The organism is Tenacibaculum profundicola, from assembly GCF_057220795.1.
Window position 1 is genome coordinate 745,999 of the sequence record NZ_CM170137.1, and the last position, 12,254, is coordinate 758,252.

General features: G+C 28.5%; 7 protein-coding genes. 2 read left to right on the forward strand and 5 right to left on the reverse strand.

Going from position 1 to position 12,254, the window contains the following annotated elements; genetic code table 11:
• Positions 1-247: 247 nt before the first annotated feature.
• The 3 genes from AC2TDS_RS03035 to AC2TDS_RS03045 all read right to left on the reverse strand — a co-directional run bounded on the left by AC2TDS_RS03035 (position 248) and on the right by AC2TDS_RS03045 (position 7,891).
• Complete coding sequence (locus AC2TDS_RS03035; RefSeq protein WP_484737657.1) at positions 248-1,636, reverse strand: S41 family peptidase; 1,389 nt, start codon at positions 1,634-1,636, stop codon at positions 248-250.
• A 5,192-nt stretch (positions 1,637-6,828) separates the two neighbouring features.
• On the reverse strand, positions 6,829-7,257 hold the full coding sequence (locus AC2TDS_RS03040) for an SRPBCC family protein (RefSeq protein WP_484737658.1): 429 nt from the start codon (positions 7,255-7,257) through the stop codon (positions 6,829-6,831).
• A gap of 58 nt (positions 7,258-7,315) precedes the next feature.
• Positions 7,316-7,891: a Crp/Fnr family transcriptional regulator gene (locus AC2TDS_RS03045; protein ID WP_484737659.1), complete on the reverse strand. Its 576-nt coding sequence runs from the start codon at positions 7,889-7,891 to the stop codon at positions 7,316-7,318.
• Between the two features lie 1,114 nt (positions 7,892-9,005).
• Between AC2TDS_RS03045 and AC2TDS_RS03050 the strand changes: the two genes are divergently transcribed.
• On the forward strand, positions 9,006-9,179 hold the full coding sequence (locus AC2TDS_RS03050; RefSeq protein ID WP_484737660.1) for a hypothetical protein: 174 nt from the start codon (positions 9,006-9,008) through the stop codon (positions 9,177-9,179).
• 431 nt (positions 9,180-9,610) lie between these two features.
• Here AC2TDS_RS03050 and AC2TDS_RS03055 read toward each other — a convergent pair whose 3' ends face one another.
• The gene (locus AC2TDS_RS03055) at positions 9,611-10,024 is read right to left on the reverse strand and encodes a hypothetical protein (RefSeq protein ID WP_484737661.1); all 414 of its coding nucleotides are present in this window, start codon (positions 10,022-10,024) and stop codon (positions 9,611-9,613) included.
• A 126-nt stretch (positions 10,025-10,150) separates the two neighbouring features.
• Entirely contained in the window at positions 10,151-10,771 is a 621-nt protein-coding gene (locus AC2TDS_RS03060; protein ID WP_484737662.1) for a hypothetical protein, read from the reverse strand.
• A 705-nt stretch (positions 10,772-11,476) separates the two neighbouring features.
• Here AC2TDS_RS03060 and AC2TDS_RS03065 point away from each other — a divergent pair.
• A complete protein-coding gene (locus AC2TDS_RS03065) occupies positions 11,477-11,686 on the forward strand; it encodes a hypothetical protein (protein WP_484737663.1) in 210 nt (69 codons plus the stop codon).
• Positions 11,687-12,254 lie beyond the last annotated feature (568 nt).

Below are 12,254 nucleotides of genomic sequence, written 5' to 3' on the forward strand. Positions count from 1 at the left end.
GAACATCTATTCAACCGATTCTTAGGTAAAGTTACACAACTATTTCCTTGCAGTTATGCTTGTGTGTTTTCTATAGATAGGGATTTACCATAAACAATTATGGCAGATAAACTAACACAGGAAATGCCACACCATTCGTAAATCCCCTTATATGTGTAAAAAAATTAAAACAATTTCTTAGAAATCTTGTTTCATTCTTCTTCATTTAATGTTTTCACCTCTTTTCCAATGATTGCTATAATTATGCTTAGTATTTTTCATTCAATCTAGACAAAAGTTCAATTAATATTTCATCTTTTTCATCCAATAAATGATCTTTGATAAACACATCTGGTATTACTCCTTCTTCCTTAGCGCTTCCATTTACACGAACAATATATCCTTTTGCAACCTTAACAGAGATTTTAGTATTCGGAAGTGAATAATCAAATTGAGAAGCGTATAACGAAGGAAAATCCCCTGTTTCTTCACCAACAATGATTCCGAAGCTATAGTCCTGTATTTGAGCAGCAGTTACAGCTGACTGCGAGTGTGATTGCCTATTAACCAATACAAATACTTTCCCTGAAAATCTATATTGTTGTGGTTTGTATGACTCAAATTTAAAATCGTATATCTCTCCGTTTTTATGTGTAAGTATATTATGAAAATAAGCTTTTGTTGTGTCGTTATGCTGTCTGGTATGTTCTTTAAGAAATTGACTTGTTTTTAGTGTAAATTTTGCGTTCCATTTAAAAGGTCTATCCGCAATATAAGATACTAAATAATCACTGAAAGAATCATTGCCACCTGAATTATTTCTCAGATCAATTATTAGGTTTTTAGTATTATTCTTTTTTATTTCTGTAAAAGCTGAATCAATAAACTGACGGTATTTATATTCATCACCCGAAAAATTACCAGGATTTAGATAAGTAGAACTACCATAACGTTTTAACTTCATTTGAGCGTTGAGCACCTCGGTTCTTTTCATTTCATATCCCTCTATGAGATTTACCGCTTTTATAGAATATGTTTTAATTTTTCCATTTGAAAGTATTTCTACTTCAAATTTATCTTGTTTTCCAAATACTTGCCAGTAATATCTTGGGAAGGAATACATTTCAATTTTCGCATTTTTAAAATACGTTCTTTCTGCAGAAATTTGTGGATAAATTTTAGCCAATATCTTGTTCATTGACACTCCATTGATACTTATAATTTCCGAACCAATTTTAATTTCAGCACTACCTGAAAAGTTTTTTCGAATTAAACTTTTGTTATTTTCAAACGCAATTTCTAAAGGAAATATAGTTCCAGTATTATAAGCGTATTTTCCATAAGAGACCCCAGGGAAATCTATTTCCGTATGACCGTTATTAGCAGCTGATATTACTTTTTGAAAAATGGTAGTTGCCTGTAATAAAGAAATAGAATCCTTACGAATTGATTTTTTTACGTTTTTATAATTTTTCAAAAACTCTTCTTCACTTACATATGCATATATATTATAATGGGTATCTATTAGTGAACTATATAAATAGTCTAAATCGATAAGAATTTCTTTTTGCCCAAATTTAATATTTGGTTGTTGAGCTACTAAATTTTGAAGTAAGAATAATGATCCTAAAACTGAGAGTAAATAAAGAGTTTTCATTGTTTGTTTTTATTCAAGACGAAATAACTTAAAAAAAGTTACAGGCGGGCACTGCATAGTAGCGTATAGCCCGATAACCATCTCTATATTTTTGTGATATTCATTTTAACAAAAAATCAAATTTCCATTTATTTACAAATTCATTTCTCTAAATATACTAGTTTGACATTTAACAGAACACTTCGAACTTATTGGGAGCTAAACTATTACATAAAGAAAAAACACTCATTTCTTTCTACAATAAATTCAAACAATAACTGGTATCAACCTCTATATGTTTGAAATACATTACCATTTTACCTCTCGCTAACAATACCTACTCATACTGAATATTCAAATATCAGTGTTTTTCCTGTTGTAATATTTGGCTTAATTTTTCAATTTTGAACCAAATAACGTCTATAGGGGATTGATTGTTATTTAAGTAAAAGAAATGCCTACTCAACTATATTATATTCGAGTAGGCTACTTTTAACTACTAATCCCTACTCGAATACTAATTAGCACTGTGCCTATCTATTTATGCCTTTTACAATTCCTTTTCCTTCTTTAATTCTTGTTACGATTAGTTACATACCCTTAATTATTATGTTAACTGAATAGTATAAAGCAATCTATATATCATTTAGCAGTATACATCACCTGTTTAATTATTTCGTTTAAACCTATTAACAACCTATTAATCACGCAAGTACATTATTTTCAACACGTCATATATACTACATAGACTATACTAAACAGTTACATTGAATACATTTGAACATATATTTTAAGTAGAATATATAGTAGTAGTAGTAGTAGTAGTAGTAGAAACCCACTCAGTCAATGAGTGGGTTTCTTTTTTGTTAGAACCATCAAATTTGTTTTAGCTTTTTTAATCACAATTCCCTTTTTAATCCTTTAGAATCAATTATTATTTTTAACATCGTTATTTTTCATTTGTATTATTTTAAAAGATCTGATGATCAAACCTGAACTAACATTCTTGTTTTTCATTTATCATTTTAACATTGCATTGCTAAAACGTAAACTAATATGGACGTTCCTATTATAATTTAAATCTTATTTGGGATATTATACTTTTTTAAGTAATTTCGTCTTAACTACCTACTACAGACTGCGTGTTAAATTCCCCTTACATATTAGCAATTGTTTAATGCGCAGTTAGGCTAGTTTTAGCTCAAGAATTATATGTTTTACTTTTTAAACTATGTTTTCTCCCTTAGGCAGACGAGTAAATCACAGTGTTCTATATTATACCTTTACCATATTGAAGACTTCCTCTAAGGTATTTTATTTCTACAGCGCGTTCATACGAAGGTTCTTCTTATCAGGCCCTCACATATTCAACCAACTGTATTTAAAATAATTATACCATTTACCATTTGAATTTACCGTAATAAAACGTCCTTTTCCCTTTCCTTTTCAATATAAAAAGAAATCATACCTGCTCCTATTATTGATTTTCCCATCTTATATAAAGAAAAAAATACTCATTTTTCTTTTACAGTAAATCTAAACAATAACTGCTATTATATAAACTTAATATAATAGACCTCGTATTAAATTTTCCTTTCGGGAACTTTTTTGAGTTTTATAATTTATAGGGAGCTATACTCAAATACATAGGCCTTTCCAAAGAAAAACCTTAAAGCAATTGTATATTTTACCCAAAGCTGATTAATAATAAGTACAGAACTAGCCATAATTTTTCATACGCAACTTTAGCTATTAAAAATTTTTGAATGACGCTTGTGTATTTTCAGGAATGGTTCTAATTAATTTCTATAAGAACCATCGTATTCTTTGTATACATTGTTCATAGTAGGGTATTCGGAATACATAGACGATCCAATACGTGGATAAGTATTCTATATTTATTATAACTTACTTTTTGATTGAATCGTGACCAATTCTATAACTTTACAATTCCTTCAAGTCTCTCCGCTATATAAAAAAACAACCTATTGATACTAATTTCCAACTATACATCTCATTATTGTTTCAAAGAATATTAAGTTTTCTTATCATCTAACTTTTTTAAACAACTATCTATTAACATATACTTCACCAGTAATGAGTTTAATCATTACCTTTTTGTTTATCTAAATATAATTAAACCTTGTTCTTACTATATTTTATTCATGATTTTTAATTATTTAACATTATTCAAGTAGGGTTATTCCTAGTTTTCCTGTTTACTTTATTGTATTGTATTTCCTATTAAATTTTGATTGCTCCTTCGGGAGCTTTCATTTTTTTCGGATACTTTGTTTCTTCGACTTTATTCAGTAATCATAACCATAAAAAACACAGTAATAAACAATACCCAATAATAACGCGATGGTAGCCTTCTTACCAAATTATTTTTTTTAATCTTCCTAATTTCTTTTACACCCTCATCATTATTACTTCACTAAATTATTTGACTAATGGTTTATACCTAGTGTTTTTTTAGGGTTTGTGCCTATTTTTTACTCCTGTAAATTTATCTACTTTTAAGAAGTATTTATTGTTTATAGGGAACCTGAATACAATTCGGAAGAATAGAAATGTTAGCTCCTTTGGGAGCTTTCATTTTTACTTCTTTAATTACTTATTCATTTTTCATCACTAAATAATCCCACTCAAAAACCCAACCCAACAACCTCATTATCAAGTAAAATACAGTCAATCTTTAGGATTTATCAAAACTTGGAATAAATTATTCCCCTTCCTGTTTTAAATAATTAGTGATTTTATGATGGTGACTAATTATTTTTGGAACACATGGATTTCCACAAATTTCTTATCATAAAAAGTACTAATTCTGTAAACCATTTTTTAAACAGTTTCATTACTTAATTTCAATTTCATTACATCTACTTCACCTCCCTTCCTTCTAATGGTTTTCCCTTACCAACATTTCAGGGATACTACCTATCTGATGGTATGTATAAATAATCTATATTTGTAGTGTTTGCTAACCAAACTAGCAACACATTAACCCTTCTTTACAATGCTCCTTCGGGAGCATTTTTATTACTATACTTTTAACACATCCTCATTTCATATATCTACCACATTAATAAAACAATAGTTTCAAATTTTCATTTAGGATAGGATCTTATTCAAATTAGGTTCTACTGTATCTAAATCTGTTACGAAGATGGTATAAAAGTGTTTCCAATTCTTAGGTATCATTTCACAATCATTTCTCACACTCATACTTTCTTTTACCTATAAAATGGCCTTTACCATAAATAGCTGTAATCAGTAAATTAACATTTAAAATAGTATAACATTTTCAATAAATTATAACTATTAGTAGTTCTTTCAGGAGGTTATTTATTTCTTACAATAATAATTTTAAGAAATTATACATAGGGTTATTTTGATTTCAATTGTTTTAATAAAATCCAACCAACATAAAACTGCGTATTAAACTCACTTTTCGGAACCTCATTTTTAATACGCAGTTAACTCTTACCTATAACCTTAACTAATAGTCAATTACACTTACCAAGTAACAGCATTACATACTGATTTTCTAGACCGTTATACAATTATTACCATCAAATCCCCTGCTCTGATTATACACTCACTTCTTTTTGAAAGACACAAATATTAAAAAAAGCCCCATCTAACAACTTCATTTCTGCAATGCATCAATAAAAAACGGTCAACTATACATTTTATGTTTAATTCCAAATCATAATTATTTACTTTGTGGGTATGTAAACAATTAATCGTTTATTAAAGAGTATTATTAGTTTTTAGAAGGGTTTAATAATTATTCTTTTGAAAGGAACTTCCATAATAGTTCCTTTCTTCTTTCACTACTATTTTCAACATTAAACCAAGGATTTTTTTAGGTTTACGAAAAAGAAACATTCTTTGTCGATTTTCAAACAATTATGACGGGTATAGTTAATTAACTGTCGTAAATAAATAATGAGAATACAATCCTCTTATATAAATTTGTATTGTCGATTATCAGGTATAATAAACGAACTACTACTACGCTTATTTATAGATGATAGCACCCCGACGAAAGAAAGCTCCATTATGGAGCTTTCTTTTTTAGTTTCTTTATCAATATTTTTATTTAACTAGATAATCATTGTTATCTTTAGAAATGGTCCCGGAAAATTTCTTGTTCTTCGATAGGATAAAAAACAACACTTATATCATATTTAGATTAGTTATTGCCTAAAATTAGTTTTTTTCACAAAAAAAATCGCAATAAGCTTTTGCTATAAGTATTTATCTTTTTTTTCTCTAAAAAAAGGTTAATTTTCCTTTTATACTTGTTTGTTTTTAATTTATTTTTTTTACATTTGTTGCATTACTAATAATTTCTAACCAAATTAGTAGTAACTAGCTGCGTAATGTCTAATTTTTTATTACCCCCCCATAGAGTTACGCAGTCTTTTTTCTTAGAGAAAATAATTTCTTAAATTTTGCTCCTTTTAAACATCAATCCAACTTTTATTTTACTTTAAATCAATATGTCACTATAATATATTGTTATGAGCTCACCTAAATAATATGTTGTTACATATTCTGAAGCAACCCTAGTTTCGTTTCGAGTTCTAGACATACTATATTCATTCATCCATTCACTACCTTATCGTGGATTTTAATAAAAAACAAATACTCGAAATGGAATAAGCTCTTACAACAAAAAACCTCGGTTAAGAGGTTTTATCAAATTTAAACTACTAGATTTTCAATTCTCATTTCAAGGGGATCATATTAAAAAACCATTTGTAAAAATGTTAGTTTCCGTGTATTTTAATATTGACTAAACACTTTTGTAAGCTTTTATATGTTTATTTTTTCATTTAATTCAATTTCTAAATTTTAACACGATCATAAAATGTGGTATCTATGTAACTAAAAACGATATCTATAATTTAAATTTAATTATCGAACCAACGCTTCTAATAGTTATAAACGAAGTTCGTAACTATAGTAAATGACAAGATGAAATATCGCTTTCGGTGCTTACAACATGAGTTTCTCTAAAAAAACCCTCTACCTAAAAGTTTTGAGCTTCTTCTTGTTGTCTAATACGATTTACAAATAAATATTTCGCATATCTATTATTTCTTTTGTAGCTATTTTTGCGCTATAAAACTAACTTAAAATAATTCAATACTATTTATTTGTAAATCGTATAACAAGCTACTCCGAAAGCATACCTCTACTTAAAAATCAATATTTTCTGCACGTTGTTTTAACACTCTATTCATCTGTTCAAATCCTTGTCTCGTATCTTGGTCCAGACTTTTAGAGAACAATTTCACTAAAATTCCACTGAAATTCTCACTGTGTTCAAAATTCGTAGACCCATTGTCTTTATCAGTTAAAGAAAACCTATGTTCTCCATCAAACAAGCCTTTAAACAAAAAACTTCCCTTCCATGTTAGTTTAGAAGTTTTCTCTAACTTTAATATTACAGGCTTGAACGTCATGTTCTCAAGTTTTACCTTTATATTGTTCCCTACTTTTAATTCTCCCGAAATTGACTTAATGAATGGATTCCATTCTGGATACTTTTCAAAGTCCGTTAGTATTCCCCATACGGTTTCTCTACTGGCATCTATTTCGATAGAAGTTTTAATTTGTTTTGTCATACTAATCAATCTATTTGGCAAAGTTCGATAGTATTACTATTGTTCCTCTTGACAAAAATCAAGTATTTTTTTTACGTCGTATTCTACTAAATGTTTCTGGAGACATACCAAGCATCGAAGCCAAGTATTGTAACGGAACTTGGTTAAATAATTCTTTATTATTTTCAAAAAACTGGTCGTAGCGCTCTTCTGAACTCAAAGAAAGGTGATTAAAAACCCGATCTTCAAGGGTAACGAAACATTCTGCTATGAAATGTTTTTCCACTTCCACCCAATTTGGTATCATCTGTTTTAAAACAATGTAATTTTCTTTGTGAATTGTATACAGCTTGCAATCCGTTAACGCTTGCATATTCCACCTAGCTCTTTGTTTAAAAATAAAACTATAAAGATCAGTTAAAAAATGACCTTTTGAAGAAACCCATTGGGTAATCTCTTTATCTCTATTCTTTGCACTAGCAAAAATGCGAATATAACCGCTTTGTACAAAGCTTAACTTTTCACAATATTGACCTGATTTCAAGAAATATTCTCCTTTTAAAAGCTCGGATTCCGTAAATAACGATGATACCTTATCAATATTCTCAGGTGCTATCCCGAAATAAACACTAATTTGTTTTTGTAATTCTGTCAATTTGTTTGAATTTGAAATAATTGTTTTTAGTAAGTTCTAGAAGAGTTACACATGACTCTATTTTAGAGCTTCTTACAAGATATTATAGAGTAGTTCTACCTATTACTCAAGTATTTTATAACCATATATGTTACTTATATCTTAAAAATCAGGTATCAAAAACTTTATGTGTCAAATATATTAAAAACAAATTTCGTTCCCCTAATTTTCATAGGTTGATGGCATAATATGATCGATTTCCCTCGATGAGCACAAACTCATAATAAGCTCTGAATTATTCGTAATTAGCATTTATATGTCATACCTAATTCTAACCTGATAGATTAGTATCTACCTCTCTTTTATGAAATTTAACGGTAACACTATCGATATATAACCCTGCAAATCAACAAGTAAGGGTAAGCCTTACTTTTAGTAAGGCTTACCCTTACCACTTTTCAAAAACTTATACATACTTTTGAATATTGCTAATTTAAAATTTAAAGAAAATGAGGGGTAAACATAACAAAACATACAGACTTTCTTTTTTTATACTGCTAGTCATATGTTGCCTATTTCTTTGGTCTTTCTAAAATAGAAATTCGTTAGAAACCAAAAAAACATCACGTATGATATGAATCATAATATACATATTGCGAAAGTAGTAGTTCTTTATACGAGAGATCGTTAAACAGGATACATCGTATCACAATAAGTAAACTAACAAAAAACCGAGTTATCGAGGAATTAAAACAATGTCAATTGATTTAAATATACCTGTCTCTACTCGTTCTTGATTTCTCGGTTTTTTCATATTCTATTATAACTACTGTTTTTTTATTGTAACGTTTTTGATGTAAATTCAACTAATAAGGAAAACAATGTGTATGATCTTGTTAATTGAGTTTCTGTTTTTCATTCTTAGTATTTACTTTTTCATTTCATGTTTTACTAATCAAGACACATTAATGAGCAAAACATTTGAAGACAAAAACTCGAAGAAAATCTACAACTTCGCTTGGGGTTCATTACTACTTATAACAGGATTGATAATTATAATATTGAACTAACTGCACTTTTGCACCCTTTAACCTACTGTTTTACTTTGTTTTTCATTTCTTACTTTTACTTTATTATGAAAAAAATCGTTAAAGAACTCTTATGGCTTATTCTAATGCTATTAGGTTATATTGTTAACGCTCTTGCATGGATAAACTATTTACCTTTTGGCGCTTTCTTTATGTTACTAGGAATAGGTTTAATGTTCTCTGGTTTCATAATGTTAATGGTTAAAATAATTGATGGATAACTACTGTTTAACTTTATTTTGTTTTTACTATTTTTAGCTCATGACTGAAATAATTGCAGATACTCTTTTTTTCGTAGTTGGATTCTTCTTTATCAGAATAGTTGGAAATTTTATGGTAAATAAGATTCAACAATTTCACAAAAAGAACAAAACAAGACTAGCCAATAAAGAACACCTATTTGATCTACTTAGATTATTTTTTAATTATTCCTCCTATATTGTTATTTTTCTCATTATCCTGAGGTGGCTAAACTTTTTACTTACCTAAAAACTACTATTTATAATTCGTTTACTAAATCTTGAACATAAAAAAACACCTTAATTAAGGTGTTTGTGGTAAGTGTATTATATGTTTTATTCCTTATGTGCCCAACAAATCATATAGCGTTAGCCTATCGGCACGCCATATGATTAGTTATTGGCAAATATTTTTATTTCAATTTTCTTTCCAATAGTAAGTCATACCCTAAAAAGCCTTCTTTTATCAAAAGTTCAATTTTATCATATGAATCCATATTTTCATAATACTTGTGAGAAAAAACCAACTCTTTTAATTTACCTTCATACATAATTTTGAATGTAGGTTTTCTTTCATCTTGATGGTATTTTCGACCTGTTATTGATGAGCGTTCCTCAATTTTGTAGGTTTCTTTCTTTACCTCGTTTGAAGCCAAATAGTAATTAGACATCATAAAAATTGCACATGCAATAAACCCCCAACTGGCGGCACTTTGAATAAATGACCAAAAAAAAAGTATTAATTTATTATCATAACCAAATAGTTTTTGAAAATCTTTAATTACAAATTTTGTTGAAGCTATTCCAACAAATAGTATTATTACCAATAGTATTTTAAAATCGATTACAGTTTGGCGATAAAGTGTTATTTCCCAATAAAGAAATATTAAACCTAGAATGAACACTGCTTTGTAAAAAAACTTTTTTGTTTTAAGGTCATTGAGTAAAATGTTTTATTCTATTTCCAATTTTAATGAATTAGGTGAATTTGATTTAATTCCAATCAACCCAAATTTTACTTCACCATTTTTAATTGTCATTCCTTGTATGTTATACGCTAACAACTCATCTTTAAACTTTTTATTTGCTGTACCAGCTGCAATCATATTTCCTCCAGCTAAACCAGGACCTAAAACCAATCCGATTGGCGTAGAACTTGTTTGCTCTTGAATTCCATAAGAATTAGTTTTTACGGTATATAAATTAAGAGGCGTAAGAAGCAAATACCATAAATAGGAAGCCGGACTTTGCTTTAATGTTTTAAAAACTTTTTCATTTTCCATTATATACACCTCTGTTCCATTTGTATAGGTCAATTTTGCATTTCTTCCAAAAATCAAATCCTTCCCAGAATTATTAATAATTTTCACAGCAACTAATCTGACTCCACTATTTAATTCCTTTTTTTCATATTTCTGACCTAAAAGACCGTACCTATATTCAAGTCTAACTCCATTACTTTCATTGACCGATATATAATCTATAGTTTTAGGTTCGATTAGTTTATACCCAGATGCGCAATTTGTCAGGGTTAAGGTTACAATAAGTAAAAGCACTATTTTAATAATTTTCATTAGTTCAATTTATTAGTTATTTTTATTTCTTTTCCTACTCGTAAGGTTTTTCGGTATCACCCCGTTTTTTAAGTGGGTCTGAACTCCACTTTTCTTTCTTTTAGCTTTAATCCTGCAATAAGGTTTTCTATAAAAACCTATTTAATACGATTTACAGATAACTATTCCGCATATCTATTATTTCTTTTGCAGCTATTTTTGAGTTATAAAACTTAACCATAGCTTGGCTATGCTAAAGTTTTATGCCTTAAACTAACTTAAAATAATCCAATACCTATATACGATATATGTATCTGTAAATCGTATAACGCAGTTTTACACTTCTGCTAGAACAATTGATACTATTTTAAGTTACGAATGGTATTCTTTCACCATTGGGTAAATCTCATTTCTATTTATGTTAACTTGTAATTTAGCAATTCAATTTTTAGGTATAGTTTTATGTTACTACCTATAAATAACCTGTCCCTCTCTTTTTTCCATTTTAAAAATTAATCAATTCTAAAAATAAAAGATCTAAAGGAAACACACACTAATTCTTCATTCATTTCTAAACGACTCGTAAGGAAACTTATATTACTTTGGGATAGAAATCATAGCTTTTCTGAGGCAAACATAATTATTATTTCTCACTTCACAAACAATTTTGTTTTTTCATTTTCATAGAGCACTCAAAATGAATGTACTGAAAGGACAAGGGTAACTATGAAACAAAATAAACCTGATATTGGCTACTTCGGGCTACTATCTATTTGCTATGAAGAAGTTGTAATCGATAAATCCAGAGAAAATGACATAGAAGTACGTTATTTTGATGGTGATACCACTGCAAATAGTTTGTATTATGTCTTAGATATGCCAGAATATAAATTTGTTATCAATGAAACGGTATTGGAAATACACATACAGTCTTAATGAAAGCTGTTGCTTTAAATATGGATGTTATCTCTTTAACAGAAACATCAAAATAAATATAATTATTCTTAGTCTAAAAGAGGTAACTGATGCTTCTATAGTTAGTATAATAAAAGACTTGTATTAGAGAAACGAACCAACTTTGTATACTTTAAAAATTAGAGACGTGATGGGTATATATATCCCGTATATAATCTTAGTTTGACACCAGCAGGTCTGGCAAGCAAAAACGACATGCTTTCATTGCTTTTTAATTTATTTCTATAGTTAATGAAGAAAGGGGTGACAAAACACAGGATAACAAAATGACTTATAAGTACTTAACTGAAATTATTGTTTTAATATATTTGCTCGTTCCGTTTTAGTTTTTTGATCTGACAAAAACGACATGGGGACGTTCTTAAAACGTTAGGGAGCCTATCTTTTCGGTAGGCTTTTTTTTGAAAGAATGTATTTTAGGTTTGCCATATTGATATTATTCCAATGCTAACGACTTATCAACTATTAACTATAGTTACCTCTTCCTTCTTTTTATTTTTTTAGTTTAATCAAACCATAAAACCCTCAT

Bases quoted from the DNA above. Each gene is read 5' to 3' on its own strand.
- AC2TDS_RS03035 (WP_484737657.1), bottom strand. From the start codon at position 1,636: ATGAAAACTCTTTATTTACTCTCAGTTTTAGGATCATTATTCTTACTT.
- AC2TDS_RS03040 (WP_484737658.1), bottom strand. From the start codon at position 7,257: ATGACAAAACAAATTAAAACTTCTATCGAAATAGATGCCAGTAGAGAA.
- AC2TDS_RS03050 (WP_484737660.1), top strand. From the start codon at position 9,006: ATGAAAAAAATCGTTAAAGAACTCTTATGGCTTATTCTAATGCTATTA.
- AC2TDS_RS03060 (WP_484737662.1), bottom strand. From the start codon at position 10,771: ATGAAAATTATTAAAATAGTGCTTTTACTTATTGTAACCTTAACCCTG.
- AC2TDS_RS03065 (WP_484737663.1), top strand. From the start codon at position 11,477: ATGAAACAAAATAAACCTGATATTGGCTACTTCGGGCTACTATCTATT.